The sequence below is a fragment of the Halomonas stenophila genome, from assembly GCF_014192275.1.
Lineage (GTDB): Bacteria > Pseudomonadota > Gammaproteobacteria > Pseudomonadales > Halomonadaceae > Halomonas > Halomonas stenophila.
The window spans coordinates 36810-59700 of record NZ_JACHXR010000012.1 but is presented as its reverse complement, the minus strand read 5'-3'; the positions used below and the strand labels follow the sequence as shown (position 1 = coordinate 59700).

The following is a 22891-nucleotide window of genomic DNA, read 5'->3' as shown; positions in this document are numbered from 1 at the left end:
AGACCCCCGATGCGCTCCCGTCGCTTCCCGACCCGCTGGCGTCTGCCGGCCCCCCTCTGCCTGGCCGCCCTGCTCGGCGGCTGCCTGGCGCTGCCCCAGACCGGCCTGTTCGCCTTTCGCCTGGCGGTCACCTCGCTGGGCGTGGAGGAGGTCCGCATCGGCCCCTACGCCATCGACGCCCGCCTGGACACCAGCGACCTCACCTCGCTGATCGCCTCGAGCCTGGGGGCGGGCAGCCTGCCGGTGCAGGCCACCCTGGCCCTGGGCCTCGGCCTGCCCGCCGGCATGCCGCCGGTGGAGATGGCCGGCTTCCGCTGGCGCCTGGACATGCCGGGCGCCGAGACGCTCGAGGGCCGCTACGCCGATGACGTGACCCTCAATGCCGCCAGCGATGCCAAGCTGCGCCTGCCCGTGGCCTTCGACGTGCTGGCCACGGACCAACGCCGCCTGGCCCCGGTGGTGGAACTCGCCAGCCAGCTCGCCCGCCGCGGCGAACTGCCCGCCGGCAGCGAGCTGGCGATCAGCCCCGGCGACCTCCGCGGCCTGGGCATGACGCTGCCCGCCGGCCTGCTGACCCCGACCATCCGCATGGCCGTCGGCGAGAACGGCGAGCTGGTGCCCCAGGGCTGATCAGGGCGAGGCCTGCAGCCGGCGCGTGCCCACCCACTGGCAGGCGAACTGCCAGGCCACCCGGCCGCTGCGAGCGCCGCGCAGGGTGGCGAAGCGGATCGCCTCGGCCCGGGCCTCGGCCGTCCAGTCCGCGGGCGTGCCGAGGTGCGCGACCCAGTGACGACAGGTCTCCAGGTAGACCGCCTGATCGAAGGGATGGAAGCCCAGCCACAGGCCGAAGCGGTCGGAGAGCGAGATCTTCTCCTCCACGGCGTCGCCATGGTGCAGCTCGTCGCCCACCAGGCGGGTGGCGTCGTTGTCGCTCATCGACTCGGGCAGCAGGTGGCGGCGATTGGAGGTGGCGTAGAGCAGCACGTTCTCGGGCGGGCCGGTGAGCGTCCCGTCGAGCACGCTCTTGAGCGCCTTGTAGGCGTCATCGTGCCCCTCGAAGGACAGGTCGTCGCAGTAGACCACGAAGCGACGGCGTTCGCGACGCAGCCCCTCGACCAGGCTCGGCAGGCCGGCCAGATCGTGGCGATCCACCTGCACCAGCCGCAGGCCCTCCGCGGCCAGGTCGTTGAGCAGTGCCCGGACCAGCGACGACTTGCCGCTGCCCCGGGCGCCCCACAGCAGGGCGTGGTTGGCGGGATGGCCGCGCAGGAAGGCGCGGGTATTGTCGACCAGGGCCCGCTTCTGCCGCTCGATGCCCAGCAGCGCCGCCAGGCCCAGGGTGTCCCGGGGCGGCACCGGGACCAGACGCCCGCCCAGGGCATGCCGCTGCCAGAGGGCAGCGATATCGCGCCCCCAGTCGATCTCGACTGGGGTCGGCGGCAGCCAGGGTTCCACCCGCTCCATCAGGTGCAGCAGGCGCCGCGCCAGCTCCTCGTCCATGACTTCCTCCTTCGTTGCAGGTTTCGCGGTTTGACCTCGCCGGCGTTCAGGGTATCTTGTGGCGAACCGTGACAAGCCGTCCAGTGGCCCCGCCCCTGACGGCCCCAGGAGGATCCCAGATGCGTTGGATACATGGAGTGGCCGTGGGGGCGCTGAGCCTCGCCCTGGCGGCCTGCACCACCTCGCCCACCGGTCGCTCGCAGTTGACCCTGATGTCTGACGAGCAGCTCGACCAGATGGGCGCCCAGGCCTTTGACCAGTACCAGCAGGAGCGCGCCACCGTGGGCGGCGCTGCCTACCGCCAGGTGCAGTGCGTGACCGAGGCCATCGTCCGCAGCCTGCCGCCGCAGGCCCGCGAGGGTGGCTGGCAGGTACGGGTCTTCGAGGACGACTCGGCTAACGCCTTCGCCCTGCCCGGCGGCTATGTGGGGGTCAACACCGGCCTGCTCGACATCGCCGAGAACCAGGACCAATTGGCCGCGGTCATCGGCCACGAGATCGGTCATGTGCTGGCCCACCATGCCAACGAGCGTGCCTCGACCCAGAGCGCCACCAACCTCGGGCTCTCGGTGCTGTCGTCGGCGGCGGGCCTGGAGGGCGCCGGCGGTGAGCAGGTCATGGCCGCCATGGGCCTGGGGGCTCAGTACGGGATCCTGCTGCCCTTCTCGCGTCGCCACGAGAGCGAGGCGGACGTGATCGGCCTGCAGCTGATGGCCGAGGCCGGCTTCGATCCCCGCGCCAGCGTGGCCCTGTGGCAGAACATGAGCGCCGCCGGCGGCGGCCAGCCCCCGGAGTGGATGTCCACCCACCCCAGCCACGGCCAGCGCATCGCCGGCCTGGAGGCCGAGATCCCCGAGGTCCTGCCCCGCTACGAGCGGGCCCGCCAGGCCGGTCGCACCCCGAACTGCGGGCGTCCCTGACGCCACGAAGGAAACCGCATGCTGAGAACCGGACTGCTGTTGCTGGTCCTGCCCATCATCGTGCTGATGGGCATCTATTTCCTGGAGCTGGGCGATGTCCGGGAATGCCTGCTGATCCAGCAGGGCCACTGGGACTACCTGGCCGGCACCTGTCGCGAGACGCCCCAGCCGTTCGTGCCCTGGATCGAGCGCCGCCCCTGGCTGGTCAACGGCGGCATGCTGGCCTCGCTGGCCGGCCTCGCGCTGTGCATGCTAGGGCTTTACACCAAGCGCCGGTGAGCCGGGCCCAGGGGTATCGCAGATAGCAGGATCGCTCGGGGCTGATCCGTCGACAGGCCTTTGAGGAGGCGCTGTGAACCCCTCCCTGGGCGCTACCGACGCCATCCCTGGCGTAGGACCTCCTCTACGGCCTGCCCCCGGCGCCCCTCGCTATAGGCAACTGCGATAGCCTTGGAGCTGGGTCAGTCGTAGGGGAGATAAGCGCCAGCGCATCTACCGATCCCATCATCGCGCCAAGCCGAGCAACGTGCTGTCGGCGATTCCCCCGATGCTCTCGGCGCTTGATGTTGCCTCGCGTTACAACGCCTGCCTGAGCGCCTCCAGCACCGGGGCGACGTCCGGGCGCTTGCCGCGCCACAGGTAGAACGACTCGGCGGCCTGTCCCACCAGCATGCCCAGGCCGTCGATGCCCCGGGCGCCGCACGCCTCGGCCCAGCGCAGGAAGACGGTGGGCTCGGCGCCGTACATCATGTCGTAGGCGGTCGCCCCCGGGGCGAACAGGGCGTCGGGCAGCGGCGGCAGCTCACCGCCTAGGCTGGCGCTGGTGCCGTTGATCACCAGGTCGAAGGGCCCCTCGACGGCGTCGAACCCGCCGCCGCTCACGTCACCCAGGTCGGCGAAGTCCGCGGCCAGGGCCCGGGCCTTGGCGGCGGTGCGGTTGGCGATCTGCAGCCGGGCCGGGCCGGCCTCGAGCAACGGCTCGAGCACGCCGCGCACGGCCCCGCCGGCGCCCAGCACCAGTACCCTGGCCCCGGCCAGCGCCACGCCGTGGCGCCGCAGGTCACCGACCAGGCCGAGGCCGTCGGTGGTGTCGCCGCGGGTGCCGCCGTCGTCGGCGAGGATCAGGGTGTTCACCGCCCCGGCCCGCCGGGCCCGGGGGCTCAGCGCGTCGCACAGCCGATAGGCGTCCTCCTTGAAGGGCACGGTGACGTTGGCCCCGCGCCCCCCGGCGGCGACGAAGTCGCGCCAGGCCCCGGCGAAGTCGTCCAGGGGCGCCTCGATGGCGGTGTAGTCGATGGCCTCCCCGGTCTGCTCGGCGAAGGCGGCATGGATGGCTGGCGACCGGGAGTGGCCGACGGGGTGGCCGAACACGCAGTAACGGTCAGTCATGGAAACTCCATATTGTTCCGGGAAGCGCTGAAGAAGCCGTCGAGCGCCAGGAAGCGCAAGGCGCCCGGAGCGCAGCATCCGCAGCCTATGAGTAATAGGTGAGGAATGCGAGCACCGCGCAACGCAGCGATTCCGGCGAGCAGACGCTTATTCAGTGTCTTCCCCCAACCAGTCTCGGGGCGCCAGATAGTGTTCGTAGAGTTCCGCCTCGGGGCTGTCGGGCGCGGGGTGCCAGTCATACTCCCAGCGGGCCAGCGGCGGCATCGACATCAGGATCGACTCGGTGCGTCCCCCGCTCTGCAGGCCGAACAGGGTGCCACGGTCCCAGACCAGGTTGAACTCCACGTAGCGGCCGCGGCGATAGAGCTGGAAGTCCCGCTCCCGCTCGCCCCAGGCCGTGGCGCGCCGGCGCCGAACGATCGGCAGGTAGGCATCGAGGAAGCTGTCGCCCACCGTCCGCTGGAAGGCGAAGCAGCGCGCGAAGCCGCCCTCGTTGAGGTCGTCGAAGAACAGCCCGCCCACGCCGCGGGTCTCGTCGCGGTGCCGAAGGTAGAAGTAGTCGTCGCACCAGGCCTTGTAGCGCGGGTAGACATCGTCGCCGAAGGGCGCGCAGGCGTCCCGGGCCACCCGGTGCCAGTGGCGCACGTCCTCCAGTACCGGATAGAAAGGCGTCAGGTCGTAGCCGCCGCCGAACCACCACACCGGCGCCTCGCCGGCCTTCTCGGCGATCAGGAAGCGCACGTTGCCGTGGCTGGTGGGCACATGGGGGTTCTCGGGGTGCAGCACCCAGGACACGCCCACCGCGTGGAAGCCGCGACCGGCCAGCTCCGGACGGGCGGCGGTGGCCGAGGGCGGCAGGGTGGCGCCGTGGACATGGGAGAAGTTGACGCCGCCCTTCTCGAACACCGCGCCGTGCTCGATCACCCGGGAGCGCCCCCCGCCGCCCGCCTCACGGGTCCAGGCGTCCTCGCGGAAGCCGGCATGGCCGTCCTCGGCGGCCAGGGCCTCGCACAGGCGGTCCTGGAGGTCGAGCAGGTAGGTCTTGACGTCGTCGAGGTGCGCGTGGGCCACGGGGCCTCCTGGGTTGGTGGGCGGGTCAGGGTCGTCAGGCGCGCAGCACCCGGCCGGTGGCCAGGTCGCGGATGGTGCTGGGGCGGTCGTGGCCGCCCAGGGGGCCGTCGAGGACGGCATCGAGCGCCTCGCCGAAGATCGCATGGATCTCGGCGGCGCTCATCGCCGGGGGCTCGCCGGCCCGATTGGCGGAGGTCGACACGATGGGACCGCCGAAGGCCCGGCACAGCTCGGCCACCAGCGGATGGTCGCTGACCCGCAGCGCCACCCGGTCATGGGCGCCGCGCACCTGGGGCCGGGCGCGGCCGTTGTCGGGCACCAGCCAGGTGGTGGGGCCGGGCCAGCTCGCCGACAGGGAGGCACGCTGGTCCAGCGGCAGTCCTTCCAGCCAGGGCGCGAACTGGCCGATGTCGGCGGCCACCAGGATCACGCCCTTGGCCGGGTCACGGGCCTTGAGGCGCAGCAGGCGGGTCAGGGCCGCCTCGTCGTCCGGGTCACAGCCGAGGCCCCAGACGGCTTCGGTGGGATAGGCGATGACGCCGCCCGCGCGCAGGGCAACCACGGCGGTCTCGAGGGAAGTGGCCTGGGTCATGGCATGGGGTCCGGTGCGATGACGATGGCCGGCATTCTATCATGGGCACCGCCGCGTCGGCAGGCGCACCCAACCGCCCATGGCCGGGCGCGCCTGGCCCTCGAGCTCGAGCTCCAGCAGCCGTCGCTGGCACTCCGTGACCCCGAGACCGGTGAGGTCGACCAGGGCATCCACCGGCGTGGGCGTGTCGCTGAGCCAGCCCAGCAGCGGGTCCTCCCGGGCCGGGGCGGGCGGCGTGAGCACCGCGGCGCTGGCCGGTCGGGTCCCCGGCCACTGCACGAGCTCATCGAGGATATCGTCCACCTGGCGAACCAGCGCCGCACCGTCACGGATCAGCCGCAGGCAGCCCCGGGCCTGGGGGTTGTGGATGGATCCCGGCAGGGCGAAGACCTCGCGGCCCTGCTCGTTGGCCAGCCGGGCGCTGACCAGCGAGCCGCTCTGCTCGGCGGCCTCGACCACCAGCACGCCCAGCGACAGGCCGGTGACGATGCGATTGCGCCGCGGGAAGTACGCCGCCCGGGCCTCGGTACCGGGGGGATGCTCGGTGACCAGCAGGCCGCCGCTGGCCTGCAACCGCGCGTGGAGGTCGCGATGGCGCGCCGGGTAGACCACATCGACCCCGCAGCCCAGTACCGCCACGCTGCAGCCACCGGCCTCCAGGGCCGCGCGCTGAGCCGCGCCGTCGATGCCCAGGGCCATGCCGCTGACCACGCACCAGCCTTGCCTGGCGAGCTCCCGGGCAAAGCCGGCGGCGTTGGTGAGGCCCTCCCGGGTCGGCCGGCGCGAGCCGACCATGGCCAGCCTCGGCGGCGCCAGGGCGTGGAGATCGCCCCAGGCCCAGAGCACCGGCGGGGGGTCGGCGATCTGGCCGAGCAGGGTCGGCCAGGCGGGGTGGTCGGGATGCAGGAGGTGGCGGTCGGCCGCGGCATCGAGCCAGGCCAGGTCGGCCTCGAGCCCCGGTCCCAGCGGGCTGCGCCCGGGATGCTCGAGCCACAGCCGCAAGGCAAGCCCGGCCGGCCCGGGCAGTACCGCCAGCCAGCCCGCCGGCCAGGCCGGCCCCCGGTCGGCGAGTTCGGCCAGCCCGGCCGCGCCGATACCGGGCAGCCGGGACAGCAACAGCCACTCCCTGGCCTCGAGACCCATGCGTGAAAGGGGCTCAGCGCAGCGCCGTGCCCAGCGAGGCGCGCGGGTTGTGCAGCCGGTCCCCCACGGCCAGGGTGCGGGTGGCCTGCATCACCAGGCCGTAGCTCATCTTCTCGTAGGGCCGGAAGACCATCACCAGGCCGGCGTCCTCGCCGGGCATCCGCAGGGCCTCGCCGGTGCGCGGGTCGTCGACCAGCTCGCCCCGCCGCTCCACCGCCAGCACGTGCCCGGCCGCCAGGCCGTCGCGGGTGCCACGGTCCAGCGCCACCACCTGCAGTCGGCCGATGAAGCGCACCCCGCCGGGCACCGCCAGGATGCGACCGTCGATCGGCTGCTCCGGAGCCCGCGGCAGGAACTCGGTGGCCAGGGCCCGGTCTTCCAGCGGCAGGATGATGTCGTTGCTGCGGACCTCCTCCCGGGAACGGGTGGCCTCCATCACCGCGATGTCGTCTTCCTGGCGCACCCGGCGGGCCTCGCCGACACTCTCCAGCTCGAGGCCGAGCAGCTCGCCGCTGGTCTGGTCATGGTAGCGCTCGCCGATGCGATAGATGCCGAAGCGTCCGCCGCCCTCCACCCGGCCCCGGGCGTAGAACGGATCCCCGGCCCCGCTGACCAGGCGGCCGTCGTCACCGGCCACCACATAGGCCAGCTCGTCCAGCTGCTCGGGGTCGGTGATCACGCGATGCCCGCGCAGGAAGTGACGCACCGACTCCAGCGGGAGGGGGGCAATGGCCTCGCGGTGCGGAACGGTGCGCACTTCCGGGGAGAGGCGGACCACCCCCTGGCCCCGCTCCAGGCCCAGGCAGGGCCGGCCGCCGCAGTCGTAGAGGTAGACGGTGTCGCCGGGATAGATCAGGTGGGGGTTCTCGATCTGCGGATTGACCTGCCAGACCTCCGGCCACTGCCAGGGACGCTGGAGGAAGCGCCCGGAGATGTCCCACAGGGTATCGCCCCTGACCACGGTGTAGCGGTCCGGCGCGCTGTCCCTCAGGCCCTCCTCCCAGGACAGGCCCTGGGCCTGCACGGGGCCCACCAGCAACCCCGCCGCCAGCGCCGCCAGCCAGCGCCGCATGACCTTGCTGCGTCTCGTCTGCCTCATCCCCGTCGTCCCCCGCGTTGTGATCCCCGGTGGCGCATGGAACCCCGCCGCCGTGGTATAGTCTGATGCTATCGATACGATACGCGGCTCGTGGTTTTCCGCCGCGTCGCCGGCTTTTAGAATAGCCGCATATCCTGAATGACAGCACAACGGTGACACCAACGCCATGGCCAAACTCCCCATCCTCGAATTCCCCGACGAGCGGCTGCGCACCAAGGCGGTCGCCGTCGAGACGGTCGACGACGAGGTGCGCCAACTGGTCGACGACATGCTCGAGACCATGTACGACGCCCAAGGCATCGGCCTGGCCGCCACCCAGGTGGACGTGCATCGGCGCGTGATCGTGATGGACGTCAGCGACGATCGCAGCACCCCGCTGGTGCTGATCAACCCGACGTACATGCCCATCGGCGACGAGCGCGAGCCGATGCAGGAAGGCTGCCTGTCGATCCCCGAGTACTATGCCGAGGTGCCGCGCGCCCTGAAGGTGCAGCTCAAGGCGCTGGGCCGCGACGGCCAGCCCTATGACCTGGAGGCCGAGGGCCTGCTGGCCCACTGCATCCAGCACGAGTGCGACCACCTGGAAGGCGTGCTGTTCGTCGACTACCTGTCGCCGCTCAAGCGGAACCGGGTGATGAAGAAGATGCAGAAGCGCCACAAGCTGGGCCAGCCCGCCTGACCCTCTCCCCAGGGGCCATGGCAACGTAGGCTGCGAAGAAGGCCGCCGGGGGCAGGTCGAAGAGCAGGCCCTACGGTTCCCAGCGCCTCCTCGATGGTCCGGCACCCCGGGACCTGTCGCCGGATCGGGCCGAACGACACCACCGGCTGCAATAGCTTGAATCCGAAGGCCGGCGCCGTTGAGGACGCCGGCCTTCGTCGTTTGCGCCCCGCTCCGTTATCATAGGGACATTCATCCCGGTAAGGCCCTCGACCCATGTCCCGACCCCTGCGCGTCATCTTCGCCGGCACGCCCGACTTCGCCGCCGAGAGCCTGGCGTCACTGCTGGCGAGCCCCCACCACGTCGTCGCCGTCTACACCCAGCCCGACCGTCCCGCCGGGCGGGGCCGCAAGCTCACCCCCAGCCCCGTCAAGACGCTGGCCCTGGCGCATGACCTGCCGGTCTACCAGCCCGCCTCGCTGCGCACGCCGGAGGCCCAGGCCGAGCTGGCGGCGCTGAACGCCGATCTCATGGTGGTGGTGGCCTACGGCCTGATCCTGCCCAAGGCGGTGCTCGACACGCCGCGGCTGGGCTGCCTCAATGTCCACGCCTCCTTGCTGCCGCGCTGGCGCGGCGCGGCGCCCATCCAGCGAGCCATCGAGGCCGGCGACGCCGAGAGCGGCGTGACCATCATGCAGATGGACGAGGGCCTCGATACCGGCGACATGCTGCTGGCCAGGCGCACCCCCATCACCGCCACCACCACCGGCGGCGAGCTCCATGACACCCTGGCCGCCCTCGGCGGCCAGGCGCTTGGCGAGGCCCTGGATGCGCTGGCCGGCGATGGCCTGGTCGCCGAGCCGCAACCGGAGGCCGGCGTCACCTATGCCGCCAAGCTGACCAAGGCCGAGGCCGAGCTCGACTTTCGCCAGCCCGCCGAGGCGCTCGCCGCCCGCATCCGCGCCTTCAACCCCTGGCCGGTGGCCTGGTGCGCGCTGGGCGAGGACCGCCTGCGCCTGCTGATGGCCGAGGCCGCCCCGGGCGCGGGCGATCCCGAGGCCCCCGGCACCCTGCTCGCCCCCGACCCCGAGGCCCTGCGTATCGCCTGCGGTCCGGCCGGCGACCAGGTGTTGCGCGTGACCCGGGCTCAACTACCGGGTGGCAAGGCCCTGGACATGCGCGAGTTGCTCAAGGCCCGCGCGGACCGCTTCCCCCCGGGCGCTCGCCTGGGGATCCCGGACCGGGAGACCCCCGCATGAACCAGCACGCCGGACGCTCAAAGTCCCTCGACAACGGCCTGGCGGTGCGCGCCGCCGCGGCCCGGGCGCTCGCCCCGGTGATCACCGGCAAGGGCTCGCTCAACAACCTCGACGAGCACCAGGTCGTGGCCCGGGACCGCAGCCTCTTCAAGGAGCTGTGCTTCGGCACCTGCCGGACCCTGCCGCGGCTGGAGGCCCTGGCCGCGACGCTGCTGGAGAAGCCCTTCAAGACCCGCGACGCCGACATCCAGGCCCTGCTGCTGGTCGGCATCTACCAGCTGCTCTACCTGCGCATCCCGGCCCATGCCGCGGTGGGCGAGACCGCCGGCGCCGCCCGCCTGCTGGGCAAGGCCTGGGCCACCCGGGTGCTCAATGGCTGCCTGCGCCGCCTGCAGCGCGAGTCCGCGGCGCTGCAGGCCGAGGTCGACAAGGACCCGGCCGTGGCTCTGCTCCACCCCAGGTGGTGGCTCAAGGCCTTCCGCCAGGCCTGGCCGGACGACTGGCGAGCCATCTGTGAGGCCAACAACCGTCCCGGCCCCATGACGCTGCGGGTCAACCGCCGCTACGGCGACCGGGAGATGTACCGCGACCGCCTCGATGCCCCGGGCATCCGCTCACGGCTGTGCCTGCATGCGCCCGATGGCCTGACCCTGGACACGCCGCGGGACGTGACCACCCTGCCCGGCTTCCAGGAGGGGCTGGTCAGCGTCCAGGACGAATCGGCCCAACTCGCCGCGGTGCTGCTGGGACCGGTGATCGCCCCGCGCCCCGGTGCCCGGGTGCTGGACGCCTGCTGCGCCCCCGGCGGCAAGACCGCCCACCTGCTCGAGCTGTTCGACATCGAGCTGCAGGCCATCGACAGCGACGACGCCCGCCTGGCCCGGGTCGAGGACACCCTCTCACGGCTCGGCCTGAGTGCCTCCCTGGCCCACGGCGACGCCACCCAGCGCGACTGGTGGGACGGCACCCCCTACGACGCCATCCTGCTCGACGCCCCCTGCTCCGGCAGCGGCGTGATCCGCCGCCACCCGGACATCAAGCGCCTGCGCCGCCCCTCGGACATCCCGCGGCTGGCCGAGCTCCAGGCGCGCCTGCTCGACAACCTCTGGCCGCTGCTGTCGCCGGGCGGCACCCTGCTGTATGCCACCTGCTCGGTGCTGCCCGAGGAGAACGCCGACCAGGTCCAGGCCTTCCTCGAGCGCACCCCCGACGCCGAGGTGACCACGCCCACGGGGCTCGCCTGGGGCCGCCCCGCCGGCGCTGGACGCCAGCTGCTGCCGAGCCTCGACAGCCATGACGGCTTCTTCTATGCCAGACTGAGGAAGCGGGCCGCCTGAGCGGCCCCACCCTCCGCTGCCAAAGGACGACACCATGAACCATACCTACAAGCACATCGAGCTGACCGGCACCTCCGAGACGGGCATCGAGGACGCGGTGCAGAGCGCCCTCGGCAAGGCGTCGGAGAGCCTGCACAGCATGCGCTGGTTCGAGGTCACCGATACCCGCGGCCATATCGAGCACGGTCGGGTGGCGCACTGGCAGGTGACGCTCAAGGTGGGCTTCACCCTCGACTGAGGCCGTCCCGCGGCCGACCTGTTCTTCCATCCGCGGCTGGTTTAAGCTGGCCATCACTCATGTTGCGGTGCACAAGGCTGCACCGCCACGGCTTCCTGCGGACAGCGACACCCAATGAAGATCATCATCCTCGGCGCCGGCCAGGTCGGTGGGACCCTGGCCGAACACCTGGCCCGCGAAGAGAACGACATCACGGTGGTGGACACCGACGGCGAGCGGCTGCGCGAGCTGCACACCCGGCTCGACATCCGCACCGTGACCGGCGCCGGCTCCTACCCCATGGTGCTGCGCCAGGCCGGCTGCGAGGACGCCGACATGCTGATCGCGGTGACCAACTCCGACGAGGTCAACATGATCGCCTGTCAGGTGGCCCACACGCTGTTCCGCACCCCGACCAAGATCGCCCGGGTGCGGGCCACCGCCTACCTGACCCGCAAGGGGCTGTTCGCCCACGAGGCGGTGCCCATCGACGTGCTGATCAGCCCCGAGCAGGTGGTCACCGACCATATCCGCCGGCTGATCGAGCACCCCGGCGCCCTGCAGGTGCTGGAGTTCGCCGGCGGCCTGGTGCAGCTGGTGGCGGTGAAGGCCTTCTACGGCGGCCCCCTGGTGGGCCAGGAACTGGGCTTCCTGCGCCGGCACATGCCCAGCGTCGATACCCGGGTGGCCGCCATCTACCGCCGCAACCGGCCGATCATCCCCCGCGGCGACACCGTCATCGAGGCCGATGACGAGGTGTTCTTCATCGCCGCCCGGCGTGACATCCGCGCGGTGATGAGCGAGCTCAGGCGCCTGGAGCGGGACTTCCGGCGGATCATCATCGTTGGCGGCGGCAACATCGGCGAGCGCCTCGCCGAGCACCTCGAGCACAGCCACCAGGTGAAGATCGTCGAGCACAACCTCGACCGCTGCACCCAGCTCTCCGAGCGCCTCGACCGCACCGTGGTGCTCCACGGCAGCGCCACCAGCAAGCGCCTGCTGGAGGAGGAGAACATCGAGGACTGCGACATCTTCTGCGCCCTGACCAACGACGACGAGGTCAACATCATGTCGTCGATGCTGGCCAAGCGCATGGGGGCCAAGAAGGTGCTGACGCTGATCAACAACGCCGCCTACGTGGACCTGGTGCAGGGCGGCGAGATCGACATCGCCATCTCGCCCCAGCAGGCCACCATCGGTAGCCTGCTGACCCACGTGCGCCGCGGTGACATCGTCAACGTCCACTCGCTGCGCCGCGGCGCCGCCGAGGCCATCGAGGCCATCGCCCACGGCGACACCCAGTCCTCCAAGGTGGTGGGGCGGGCCATCGGCGAGATCGACCTGCCCAACGGCACCACCATCGGTGCCATCGTGCGCGGCAAGGAGGTGCTGATCGCTCATGACGACGTGGTGGTCGAGTCCGGTGATCACGTGATCCTGTTCGTCATCGACAAGCGCCGCATCCGCGACGTGGAGCGACTCTTCCAGGTCGGCCTGACCTTCTTCTGATGGAGCCCCTCGCCATGCCGCCAGGGACGACGCCCCGCCCGACGAGGAGAGCCACCGCATGAGCCTGCGCATGATCCTGCGCATCCTGGGTCTGCTGCTGATGATGTTCAGCCTGACCATGGCGCCCCCGATCCTGATCTCGCTGCTCTTCGGCGACGGCATGTGGGAGGCCTTCGTGGTGGCGCTGGCCATCACCGTGGTGACCGGGGCCATGATGTACCTGCCCAACCGCCATGCCCGCAGGGAACTGCGCACCCGCGATGGCTTCTTGATCGCGGCGCTGTTCTGGAGCGTGCTGGGGCTGTTCGGTTCGCTGCCGCTGATGCTCACCGGCGCCTCGGCGCTGTCGCCCACCGACGCCGTCTTCGAGTCCTTCTCGGGGCTGACCACCACCGGGGCCACGGTGATCACCGGCATCGACCTGCTGCCCGAGGCGATCCTCTACTACCGTCAGCAGCTGCAGTGGCTGGGCGGCATGGGGATCGTGGTTCTGGCGGTGGCCATCCTGCCGACGCTGGGCGTCGGCGGCATGGCCCTGTACCGCACCGAGATCCCGGGGCCGCTCAAGGACTCCAAGCTGACCCCGCGCATCACCGAGACCGCCAAGGCGCTGTGGTACATCTACGCCACCCTGACCGTGACCTGCATGCTGGCCTACATGGCCGCCGGCATGAACTGGTTCGACGCCCTGGGCCACAGCTTCTCCACCGTGGCCATCGGCGGCTTCTCGACCCACGACGCCAGCATCGGCTACTTCGACAGCGCCGCCATCGAGCTGGTCTGCGTGTTCTTCCTGTTCATCTCGGCGATGAGCTTCAGCCTGCATTTCCTGGCCTGGCGGCAACGTAGCGTGGCCCACTACTTCCAGGACCCGGAGGCGCGCTTTTTGATGCTGTTCCTGGCGGGGCTGGTGACCATCACCGCGATCTCGCTGTGGCTCACCGAGATCTACGAGACCACCCTGGGGCTGCGCCATGCCCTGTTCGAGGTGGTCTCGATCGCCACCACCGCCGGCTTCGCCGTGGCCGACTTCTCGATCTGGCCAGGCGCCCTGCCCTTCCTGCTGTTCGTGACGGCCTTCGTCGGCGGCTGCTCGGGCTCCACCGGCGGCGGCATGAAGGTGATCCGTATCATCCTGATCCTCAAGCAGGGCATGCGCGAGGTGATGCGCCTGATCCACCCCAATGCGGTGATCACCGTGAAGATCGGCAAGGTCAGCGTGCCGGACGGTATCGCCCAGGCGGTCTGGGGGTTCTTCTCTGCCTACGTGATGCTGTTCTTCCTGATGCTGGTGGGCGTGATGGCCACCGGCGTCGACCAGATCACCGCCTGGTCGACGGTGGGCTCGGCGCTCAACAACCTGGGGCCGGCCCTGGGCGAGGCCAGCGCCCACTACGGCGACCTGCCGGCGCTCGCCAAGTGGATCCTGGTGCTGGCCATGCTGCTCGGCCGCCTGGAGATCTTCACCGTGCTGGTGCTGTTCACCCCGGCCTTCTGGCGCAAGTAGCAAACCCGATGCAAGCGTCGCGGCGGGTTTGGCCCGCCGGCGGGCTTCGTGGATAATCGACTCTTCATCCTCCAGGCCCGAGCGTCAATGACCGACTCCCAGGACACCGTGACCGCCCCCGCTGAACAGGCCACCAGTGGCGGCCCCCGCCGCACCCTCCCGGTGGGCGAGACCCGTTACACCCTGCTGGGCACCGCCCATGTCTCGGCGGAGAGCGCCGCGGAGGTCCGCTCGCTGATCGATTCCGGCGAATTCGACGCGGTGGCCATCGAGCTGTGCGACTCGCGCCATCAGAACCTGGCCAACCCCGACGCCCTCGGCGAGCAGGACCTGTTCCAGATCTTTCGCCAGGGCAAGGCCGGCATGGTCGCCGCCAGCCTGGCACTGGGGGCCTTCCAGCAGCGCCTCGCCGAGCAGTCGGGCATCGAGCCCGGCGCCGAGATGCGCGCCGCCCTGGAGGAGACCCGCGCCCGCCGGCTGCCGCTGGTACTGATCGACCGGGACGTGGGGGTGACCCTCAAGCGCATCTACCACAACGTGCCCTGGTGGCAGCGCTTCTCGCTGTTCTCGGGGCTGCTCGGCGGGGTGCTGTCCCGCCAGGACGTCTCCGCCGAGGACATCGAGCGGCTCAAGGAGGGCGATGTCCTGGAGTCCACCTTCAGCGAGTTCGCCGCCGAGTCCGAGACCCTCTACACGCCGCTGATCAGCGAGCGGGATCGCTACATGGTGCTACGCCTGGCCGAACAGTGCCCGCCCGGCCGCTACCGCCACGTCCTGGTGGTGATCGGCGCCGGCCACCTCAAGGGCATGGCCGAGCACCTGGCACAGCCGCTGCCGGAGGCGCCGACCCCGGAGCGCGAGGCCCTCGAGGCCACCCCACCACGGTCGAAGGTCTGGAAGGCCCTGCCCTGGGCGATCACCGTGCTGGTGCTGACCGGTTTCGCCATCGGCTTCTCGCGCAACACCGACCTCGGCTGGCAGCTGGTGGCGGAGTGGTTCGTGATCAACGGGGTCCTCTCCGGCGCGGCCACCCTGGCGGCCCTGGCGCACCCGGTGACCGTGGCCGCCACCGTGGTGGCCGCGCCCCTCACCTCGCTGAACCCCACCATCGGCGCCGGCTTCGTCGCCGCCGGCGTGGAGCTCGCCATGCGCAAGCCCAAGGTGCGCGACTTCGCCAACCTGCGCCACGACGTCACCGAGCTGAAGGGCTGGTGGCGCAACCGGGTCTCGCGCACCCTGCTGGTCTTCCTCGCCGCTACCCTCGGCTCCGCCGCCGGCACCTGGATCGCCGGTTTCCGCATCGCCGGGGCGCTGTTCGGCGGTTGAGCACCGGCACGGCCTCGCTGGGCAGGTGCCAAACTGGGGAAAAGGGGACGAGCAGACGCGCACCATCCGCACCATCCGCACAAGGGGGCAACGATGTCACGCCAGTTCGCGATTCTCGGCTTGGGCTTCTTCGGCATCACGGTGGCGCAGGAGCTACACCGCCAGCATGACGAGGTGTTGGGGGTCGACTTGGACGAGTCCCGTGTCGATCACTACGCGGACCTGTTCAGCCATGCCATCGTCGGCGATATCACCGATGAACAGGTCATCAGTCAGCTCTCCCTGAGCGAATACGACGCGGTAGTCATCGACACCGATGACAACCTGGAAGCCAGCATGATCTGCACCCTGCTCGTCCGCGAACACGAGGCCCGGCAGGTATGGGTCAAGGCCCATTCCGGCACGCACTACCGCCTGCTCAAGCGCCTCGGGGCCGACCATGTCGTCTATCCGGAGTATGACATCGGGATACGGGTCGGAGAGAGCCTCCATTATCACGCCATGGTCGACTTCATCGACCTGGGCAACCGGCAGTTCGTGGTCGAGATCCAGACCACCGAGCAACTCGAGACCTCCTTTCCCACGGTGGGCGACCTGAACCGGAACAACGAGAGCCTCTCGGTCATCGCCATCAAGCGGGATAGTGAACTGATCCGCACGCCGGGAAGCGATATTGCCCTGAAGCCGCGAGACAGCCTGGTGCTGCTGGGCGAGCTGGAGGAACTGCGGAGCCTGGGCCGGCATCTCTGACCGGCATATACCCCCATGAGTCACGCGACGCGGAGAGCGGGAGCATGCGTGATCGCCTGAGGCGACCCATACGACGGCTTCCCCATGGGCCGGTCCTCACCTTCTCCCTGCCGGAGCTGCTGCTGCTGGGCTTCCTGCTGCTCAGCAGCCTCGGCACGCTGCTGCTGCTTCAGCCCATCGCCGCCCACCAGCCTCTGACCTGGCATCAGGCCCTGTTTACCGCGACCTCGGCGGTGACGGTCACCGGCCTGGGGGTGATCGACACCTCGTCACTCACCCTGTTCGGTCAGGGAGTGGTGCTGGCGCTGATCCAGATCGGTGGCCTCGGCTTCATGACCTGTGCCGCCTTGATGATGGTTCTGCTCGGCGTACGACTGCCACTGCATCAGAAGCGACTGATCAGCGAAAGCCTCGACCATACCTCCTTCCATGCGCTGGCCCACATGGTGCGACTGGTCATCGCCTTCGCCCTCATCGCGGAGGCGTGCGGCACCCTGCTGCTGGCTCTCAGTTGGGTGCCCGACCATGGCCTCGCGAAAGGGCTCTGGATCAGCGCCTTTCACGCGATCTCGGCCTTCAACAATGCCGGTTTCTCCGTCTGGTCGGACAGCCTGGTGCAGGAAGTGGCCGACCCCCTGGTCAACGGCGTGATCAGCCTGTTGTTCATCGTCGGCGGGCTCGGCTTCGTGGTCATCGCCGAGCTGGCGAACTGGCGTCCGGGCACCGGGATATCGCTGCATGCCCGGATCATGCTCCACGCCACGCTGTGGCTGATCCTGGTTGCCATGGCGAGCGTGCTGCTGCTCGAGTGGCATAATCCCGCCACCCTGGGCCGGCTGGAGACCCTCGGCGCCAAGCTGCAGGCCGCCTGGTTCCAGGCCGTCACGCCCCGCACGGCCGGCTTCAACACCCTGGACACCAGCGCCCTGTCCGCGCCCTCTGCCCTGCTCACCATGCTGTGGATGTTCATCGGTGCCGGCTCCGGCTCCACCGCCAGCGGTATCAAGGTCACCACCTTCGTGGTCCTGCTGCTGGTTGCTCGCGCCTTCCTGCGCGGTCGGGTGAGGCCGGAGGCCTTCGGACGCTCGCTATCCGACGGCACGGTGGTGGAGGCCGTCGCCGTGGCGCTGGCCGGCATGCTGCTGATCTTCGGCTGCCTGCTGGCCCTGACGGTCACCGAACCCGGGCAGCGTTTCCTCGACCTGGCCTTCGAGGCCGTATCGGCCTTCGGGACCGTGGGGCTCACCCGCGGCGTTACCCCTGACCTGTCGATCCCCGGCCAGCTGACCCTGATCGTCACCATGCTGCTGGGGCGGGTCGGCCCCATCTCGCTGGGCTACCTGATCGCCAAGCGCAAGGTGAAGGGACTTCGCTATGCCGAGGGCCGGGTGCACATCGGCTGAGGCCACCCTCAGTCGGCCGACGCGCCCCTTGCCTGCAACCGCCGCATGGCGGGTGTCGGTTGCTCGAGCTTCTCGTGGCGACGACTGGCCGCGTAGCTGTCGTTGAAGGCGTCGAAGTAGTCGTCGAGGATGCCCGCAGCCTCGGTGTCGCCGGCCTGTCTGAGCAGTTCCACGGCAACCTCGGCGGTGCACAGGTGGGCGGCGGAGGCCGGCTTTCGCAGGCGATAGCGGGTCAGCCGCTCGGTGGCCAGCGGCAGCACCGGCAACTCGGCCAGGTAGGGGCTCTTGCGGAAGATCCGCCGCGCCTGGCGCCAGGTGCCGTCGAGGATGATGAAGACCGGCACCTTGTCCGCGTGCACCTCGGCCATGACGCGATCCATGCCCACCACCCGGTGGGCATAGTCCTCGTGATCGTCGGGGAAGATCACGAAGGGGGCATAGCGGACATCGCCGAGCAGTGCCAGCAGCCGCGCATCCGGGGCCGTGCGGTACCAGGTGAAGACCTCGGTCTCGGGTAGGACGTCGCGGATCAGCCGACCGGTGTTGGTGGGCTTGTGGTGCTCCAGGGGGTGGGTCAGCAGCCACACTCGGGCACGGCACTCGGCCTGGACCCGATAGGGGCACAGGCAGTTGAGGGCCGGCAGGTTGCAGCCCTCGCAGCGCGTCACGAAGCTGCCGCGGGCCTTGAACTCCCGCCGCGGGGGCCGTGGATGACCGGTGGCGGGGTCATGGGAGAGCCCGGTGGCGGAATCATGGGAGCCACCGGCGGCGGGGTCACCGGAGAGCCCCTCGGCCGGGTCGCACTCCGCGACGGTCTCCGGGGGGGCGTGGGCGCTGTCGGGGCCGGCGGTCGGGGCCGCCGGGTCACGGGTATCACTCATGGTGGCTGGGGCATCGCTGACTGGGTCGAGCATTCTAGCATGCCGACCTCGATGGCCACGGTACGGGCGACGCGCACCTCGAAGCCCACCAGGCGGAGCGGCTACCGGCGCCTCATCAGCGCGCCTCGAGCAGCGTCTCCGGCACCCACAGCCGCCCCTCGCGCTGCCAGTGGCGAACCAGCGGTGGCACCCCCTCGCCGGCGGGCCGGCTGATCCGCGTCACGCCCGGCGGCGCCAGGGCCGCCGCCTCGGGGTCGACCAGCACGCAGGGCGCCTCCAGGGGCGCCTGGTGGAGCAGCGAGGCGGCCGGCATCACGGCCAGCGAGGTGCCCACCACCAGCAGCAGGTCGGCCTCGGCGACCAGCGCGCAGGCATCGGCGAAGTGCGGCACCGCCTCGCCGAACCACACCACGTCGGGACGCAGCTGGCTGCCCTTGTCGCAGACGTCCCCCAGGCGAATGCCGCCCCGGCGCAGCGGGTAGCGCATGCGCGGGTCCACCGAGGAGCGGGCCATGAGGATCTCGCCGTGCAGGTGGAGCACCCGGCGGGAGCCGGCCCGCTCGTGGAGGTCGTCGATGTTCTGGGTGATCACGCTGACCCGGAAGCCGCGACTCTCGAGTTGGGCCAGGGCCTTGTGGGCGGCGTTGGGCCGGGCGCGGCGCACCTGGTCGCGACGGGCGTCATAGAAACGCAGCACGCGCTCGGGATCGCGGTCCCAGGCCTCGGGGGTGGCGACCTCCTCGATGGGATGGTCGGCCCAGAGGCCGTCGGCGGCGCGGAAGGTCTGGATGCCGCTCTCGGCGCTGATACCCGCTCCGGTAAGCACCACCAGATGTGGCTCACGCTGCTCCGCCATTCACTACCTCTCGCCACTCGGGCGCCGGCTATCCACTTTCCGGATCCAGCGACCCACTTTCCAGGACTTGCCACTGCCTGAAACTACCACTCCGGGCCCCAGTGCGACCAGAATGGAGCAGCGCCCGGCCTGCCGTTCCATCACGCGAGCGACATGCGCTTGAAGCCCCGCAGTCACCTTTCACCGCTACCGTCCTGCCATCAGTCATCCAGCGCCGGGCTACCGACAACACCTCCAGGAGACCGCATGAACGACCCGACCCAGCCGACCCTGATCGAGACCCTCAAGCACGCCGCCCGGGTGGCCGGCGAACTCCTGTGCGAGGGCTACCACGCCGCCGGTGCCATCGACTTCGAGAGCAAGGGCGCCTCCGACTTCGTGACCCACTACGACCGGGCGGCGGAGCGCGTCATCATCGACACCGTCCGCCGGGCCCACCCCGAGGTGGGTTTCCTCGGCGAGGAGAGCGGCGCCACGCCCGCCCAGGCCGGTGATATCACGGTGATCATCGATCCGCTGGACGGCACCAACAACTTCCTGCACCGGGTGCCCCACTTTTCGGTCTCCATCGCCGTGGCCGAAGGGGACGCCCTCACCCATGGCGTGGTCTACCAGCCGCTGCTGGACGAGATGCTGTGGGCGGTGCGCGGCCAGGGCGCCTACCGTGGCGCGCAGCGCATCACGACGCCGCCCGCCCGGGCCCTGCACGAGATGCTGCTCGCCACCTGCCTGCCCTACCACGCCAAGGGCGACTGCCCGACCAGCCTGGCCCAGCTCACCACCCTGATGCCCCGGGTGGCGGGCATTCGCGTCCCCGGCTCGGCGGCACTCGAAATCGCCCATGCCGGCCTCGGCCGCTTCGATGCCTTCTGGTCCCAGGGGGCCAAGCTGGACCTGTGGGATGTCGCCGCCGGCATCGTCATCGCCCGGGAGGCGGGCTGCACGGTCACCGATCTTGCCGGCGACCCGGCCCCCAGCGAGTGGGCCAGCCTGCTGGTGGCCCATCCCGAGCGGTACGGCGAGCTGCTCGACATGCTGAGCGCCGCCGAGTGAGTGGCCCCCGTCCCTAACCCCGAGTGGAACGCGATCCAGCGCCCTCTCGGGAGTGAATCGAGGAAGTGATCGAGGCAGATTCACGGACGACCGCCTCCATGTTGTTGCCATCCGGGTCGAGCACGAACGCCGCGTAGTAGCCCGGCGGATAATCCTTGGCGGTGTCGCGGAGCCCGGGCGAACCATTATCGGTGCCGCCCGCCTTCAAAGCCGCCGCGTGGAAGGCGTCGACTTCTGCGCGGGTCTGCGCCATGAAAGCAATGTGCTGTTTGACACCGTGCGGGTGGAAGCGGTCAATCCAGAAAACTGGATAATCGACACCATAACCGACCGCATCGCTCCCGTCGGTCTCGGGAAGCTGCATGACTCTACGGAGACCGAGAGCACCCAAGGCAGCATCGTAAAAGGCCGCGGAACGGGCAACATCAGCGACACCGATACCTGTGTGGTCAATCATGCTGATTCCCCGTCACATGACGCTGCGCTCAGCGGCAGGCAAACCGCGTAGCGGCTTGTCCGCCCCCTCGGCAGCATCCTGGTATGCGCCGCCCTGGTCATGAGTCCCGTCCAAGGCGAATGGCACCAGCTTTTCGCCCCGGACTGCCACGCTTTGTCTGAAAACTGCCTGCGCTCACCGACTTTTCAGACAAAGCTTAGCCCTCTCGCTGCATCTTCTCGCGCCGTGCGACTTCCGCCGGCGTGGGGGGATCCATGGCAAAGTCACCGGTTCTCACCGCGCCGTCTCGCACATATCGCGCGATCACAATACCGTTGGGCGACACTCGACTGGCGGCGAGCTTGAACTCCGCTGGCTTTCCGTCATCGTGAAACAGTTTCTTGCCTCTGCCGAGCACGACGGGGAATGTGAATAGATGGATCTCGTCGACGAGATCGTTCGCAAGCAGCGTCCGGATCAGGTCGGTGCTGCCTTGGGTGACCAGCGCCGGTCCGTCTTCCTGCTTCAGCCTCGCGACATCGGCCGCCGCGTCACTGAGGGCCACCGATCCCTGCCAGGTCAGATCCAGGCCCTTTCGGGTCGCAACGTACTTATTGATCGAATTGAAGGTTCTGGCGATGGAATCATCGGGTCCGTCCTCGGCATACGGCCAGTGCGCGGCGAAGATCTCGTACGTCTTCCGCCCGAGCAGCAGGTCGAACCGCTGACTGAACAGCTTGTCGATCTCTTCGCCGAACACCTCATCCACCAGCGGCGCGACCCAGCCGCCGTAGCTGAATCCGCCGGTCGGGTCTTCTCGCGGCCCACCGGGCGCCTGCATGACGCCATCCAATGACACCATGGCGCCGACAATCACTTTTCGCATGAGGTCATCCTCCTGGTTTGCCTTCCAGCATCCAGTCGTCGAACGAGACACCGTATAATCGACACCCCGGTGCGTTCTGGGTGTGAGTGACGCCCAACGACGTCGTTCAGCCGCGCTTGACGGCGACCGACCGGAGCGGCAGCGCAGGAAGGGAGCGGTCAGCGTCGGAATGCAGGCCCTGGTCAGGTGTCATTGCCTCTTTTCAGTGCAGCAACCGGTTTCTATTTCGACCGACACGTCGGTACGCGTCCACTGAGCAACTGGCCGGCCGTCACGCCGCCACCACGATCCGGCCTGGTCCTGCTGCGGCCAGCCGTCGGGCGAGTCCTCCCAGGTCTCCTGCCGGCCGTAGGGCGTGAGATCGAGCAACTGCAGCGTGGGCATCATGGCCTCGATCCCTCGCAACGTCGTTTCATACGTTTGGAACACCTGATCGCCGTCGTCCCGCAGGTAGCAGCGCACGTCGCCACCGTCTCGGGTCGCCAGCACCTCCGCTGAACCGTCAGTCGAGTACCACGGCGTCGTCCAGCCCATGAAGTCTCGGTAGGCGGCGATCTCGTCCCACGGACCGCTGCTGAAGACGGCGTAGGTCACGTCACGCTCGGCCAGATAGGCGCAGACGGCGGGGTTCATCGCTGCCTGAGTGTGCGTGCAGCCCTCGCACTGCTGGTGGGGCATGCCCTTCCTCTTCCACATGAAGTGGTACACGATCAACATGCGCCGGCCTTCAAACACCTCGTGCAGAGCGACGGGGCCGTCCGCACCCACCACCGTCAGCGGCTCCATCCGCGTCATCGGCAGGCGTCGCCGCGCCGCAGCCAGTTGATCGCCAGCGCGCGTGTGCGCTTTCTCGCGGACCAGCAGCTCAGCACGAGCCCGCTCCCACTGGTCACGTGTCACGATTTGCGGAGTTTGTGATTCTGTCATGGCGTACACCTCTACATTCTCGAGCCTAATGCCGCCATCACAGGCCGAGCGACAGAGAGGTCCAGCCCATGCGTTGTTTGGCATGGGTGATTGTGATTGGCCTTGTTAGATAGCGGTGCCGACTGCATGACTCAGATGAACATGACGGCTGCATGGTCCGTGAGGTCGGTC

The 22891-nt window shown here is 69.7% G+C and carries 24 protein-coding genes; 13 read left to right on the top strand and 11 right to left on the bottom strand.

The genetic code is table 11. The features are described 5' to 3' along the window. Positions 1-9: 9 nt before the first annotated feature. Complete coding sequence (locus FHR97_RS16485; RefSeq protein WP_183384895.1) at positions 10-630, top strand: hypothetical protein; 621 nt, start codon at positions 10-12, stop codon at positions 628-630. On the opposite strand, the gene FHR97_RS16480 is transcribed toward FHR97_RS16485, so the two are convergent. Further along, positions 631-1500, bottom strand: a complete 870-nt coding sequence (locus FHR97_RS16480; protein WP_183384894.1) for an ATP-binding protein — start codon at positions 1498-1500, stop codon at positions 631-633. It lies immediately after the preceding gene. Positions 1501-1619: 119 nt separating this feature from the next. Here FHR97_RS16480 and FHR97_RS16475 point away from each other — a divergent pair, with 119 nt between their 5' ends. Beyond that, positions 1620-2420, top strand: a complete 801-nt coding sequence (locus FHR97_RS16475; RefSeq protein WP_183384893.1) for a M48 family metallopeptidase — start codon at positions 1620-1622, stop codon at positions 2418-2420. Positions 2421-2438: 18 nt separating this feature from the next. After that, positions 2439-2699, top strand: coding sequence for a hypothetical protein (locus tag FHR97_RS16470; protein ID WP_183384892.1), 261 nt, complete (start codon positions 2439-2441; stop codon positions 2697-2699). 297 nt (positions 2700-2996) lie between these two features. Here the strand turns inward: FHR97_RS16470 and aroE are convergent, their stop codons facing one another. The 5 genes from aroE to FHR97_RS16445 all read right to left on the bottom strand — a co-directional run bounded on the left by aroE (position 2997) and on the right by FHR97_RS16445 (position 7714). After that, the gene (gene aroE, locus FHR97_RS16465) at positions 2997-3809 is read right to left on the bottom strand and encodes a shikimate dehydrogenase (protein ID WP_183384891.1); all 813 of its coding nucleotides are present in this window, start codon (positions 3807-3809) and stop codon (positions 2997-2999) included. Positions 3810-3956: 147 nt separating this feature from the next. Then, positions 3957-4880, bottom strand: coding sequence for an oxygen-dependent coproporphyrinogen oxidase (gene hemF, locus FHR97_RS16460; protein ID WP_183384890.1), 924 nt, complete (start codon positions 4878-4880; stop codon positions 3957-3959). Between the two features lie 34 nt (positions 4881-4914). After that, entirely contained in the window at positions 4915-5472 is a 558-nt protein-coding gene (gene tsaC / locus FHR97_RS16455; RefSeq protein WP_183384889.1) for an L-threonylcarbamoyladenylate synthase type 1 TsaC, read from the bottom strand. Positions 5473-5511: 39 nt separating this feature from the next. Continuing rightward, positions 5512-6615 carry a DNA-processing protein DprA gene (dprA, locus tag FHR97_RS16450; RefSeq protein ID WP_183384888.1) on the bottom strand — a complete coding sequence of 368 codons (1104 nt, stop codon included), beginning with the start codon at positions 6613-6615 and terminating at the stop codon, positions 5512-5514. 13 nt (positions 6616-6628) lie between these two features. Beyond that, a complete protein-coding gene (locus FHR97_RS16445; RefSeq protein WP_221187832.1) occupies positions 6629-7714 on the bottom strand; it encodes a LysM peptidoglycan-binding domain-containing protein in 1086 nt (361 codons plus the stop codon). A 166-nt stretch (positions 7715-7880) separates the two neighbouring features. On the opposite strand from FHR97_RS16445, the gene def reads away from it, so the two are divergent. From def to FHR97_RS16400, 9 genes are all read left to right on the top strand, one after another. Next, positions 7881-8393 (top strand): peptide deformylase, encoded by a 513-nt coding sequence (def, locus tag FHR97_RS16440; RefSeq protein ID WP_183384887.1) that lies wholly within the window; start codon positions 7881-7883, stop codon positions 8391-8393. 255 nt (positions 8394-8648) lie between these two features. After that, a complete protein-coding gene (gene fmt / locus FHR97_RS16435) occupies positions 8649-9632 on the top strand; it encodes a methionyl-tRNA formyltransferase (RefSeq protein WP_183384886.1) in 984 nt (327 codons plus the stop codon). Then, positions 9629-10969: a 16S rRNA (cytosine(967)-C(5))-methyltransferase RsmB gene (gene rsmB, locus FHR97_RS16430; RefSeq protein WP_183384885.1), complete on the top strand. Its 1341-nt coding sequence runs from the start codon at positions 9629-9631 to the stop codon at positions 10967-10969. The genes fmt and rsmB overlap by 4 nt, the downstream gene beginning before the upstream one ends. Before the next feature lie 34 nt (positions 10970-11003). Beyond that, complete coding sequence (locus FHR97_RS16425) at positions 11004-11207, top strand: dodecin (protein ID WP_183384884.1); 204 nt, start codon at positions 11004-11006, stop codon at positions 11205-11207. 114 nt (positions 11208-11321) lie between these two features. After that, positions 11322-12695: a Trk system potassium transporter TrkA gene (gene trkA, locus FHR97_RS16420; protein ID WP_183384883.1), complete on the top strand. Its 1374-nt coding sequence runs from the start codon at positions 11322-11324 to the stop codon at positions 12693-12695. Between the two features lie 58 nt (positions 12696-12753). Next, positions 12754-14202, top strand: coding sequence for a TrkH family potassium uptake protein (locus tag FHR97_RS16415; protein WP_183384882.1), 1449 nt, complete (start codon positions 12754-12756; stop codon positions 14200-14202). An 87-nt stretch (positions 14203-14289) separates the two neighbouring features. Beyond that, complete coding sequence (locus FHR97_RS16410; RefSeq protein ID WP_183384881.1) at positions 14290-15528, top strand: TraB/GumN family protein; 1239 nt, start codon at positions 14290-14292, stop codon at positions 15526-15528. A 93-nt stretch (positions 15529-15621) separates the two neighbouring features. Then, positions 15622-16278, top strand: coding sequence for a potassium channel family protein (locus tag FHR97_RS16405; protein WP_183384880.1), 657 nt, complete (start codon positions 15622-15624; stop codon positions 16276-16278). Positions 16279-16322: 44 nt separating this feature from the next. Continuing rightward, the gene (locus FHR97_RS16400) at positions 16323-17681 is read left to right on the top strand and encodes a TrkH family potassium uptake protein (RefSeq protein WP_183384879.1); all 1359 of its coding nucleotides are present in this window, start codon (positions 16323-16325) and stop codon (positions 17679-17681) included. An 8-nt stretch (positions 17682-17689) separates the two neighbouring features. Here the strand turns inward: FHR97_RS16400 and FHR97_RS16395 are convergent, their stop codons facing one another. Further along, positions 17690-18562 carry a tRNA-uridine aminocarboxypropyltransferase gene (locus FHR97_RS16395; protein WP_183384878.1) on the bottom strand — a complete coding sequence of 291 codons (873 nt, stop codon included), beginning with the start codon at positions 18560-18562 and terminating at the stop codon, positions 17690-17692. A 115-nt stretch (positions 18563-18677) separates the two neighbouring features. After that, on the bottom strand, positions 18678-19418 hold the full coding sequence (locus FHR97_RS16390) for an SIR2 family NAD-dependent protein deacylase (RefSeq protein ID WP_183384877.1): 741 nt from the start codon (positions 19416-19418) through the stop codon (positions 18678-18680). 246 nt (positions 19419-19664) lie between these two features. Here FHR97_RS16390 and FHR97_RS16385 point away from each other — a divergent pair, with 246 nt between their 5' ends. After that, on the top strand, positions 19665-20471 hold the full coding sequence (locus tag FHR97_RS16385) for an inositol monophosphatase family protein (RefSeq protein WP_183384876.1): 807 nt from the start codon (positions 19665-19667) through the stop codon (positions 20469-20471). 13 nt (positions 20472-20484) lie between these two features. Here FHR97_RS16385 and FHR97_RS16380 read toward each other — a convergent pair whose 3' ends face one another. From FHR97_RS16380 to FHR97_RS16370, 3 genes are all read right to left on the bottom strand, one after another. Beyond that, on the bottom strand, positions 20485-20928 hold the full coding sequence (locus tag FHR97_RS16380; protein WP_183384875.1) for a VOC family protein: 444 nt from the start codon (positions 20926-20928) through the stop codon (positions 20485-20487). A 196-nt stretch (positions 20929-21124) separates the two neighbouring features. Beyond that, a complete protein-coding gene (locus FHR97_RS16375) occupies positions 21125-21793 on the bottom strand; it encodes a dihydrofolate reductase family protein (RefSeq protein ID WP_183384874.1) in 669 nt (222 codons plus the stop codon). 189 nt (positions 21794-21982) lie between these two features. After that, complete coding sequence (locus FHR97_RS16370) at positions 21983-22720, bottom strand: DUF899 family protein (RefSeq protein WP_183384873.1); 738 nt, start codon at positions 22718-22720, stop codon at positions 21983-21985. Positions 22721-22891 lie beyond the last annotated feature (171 nt).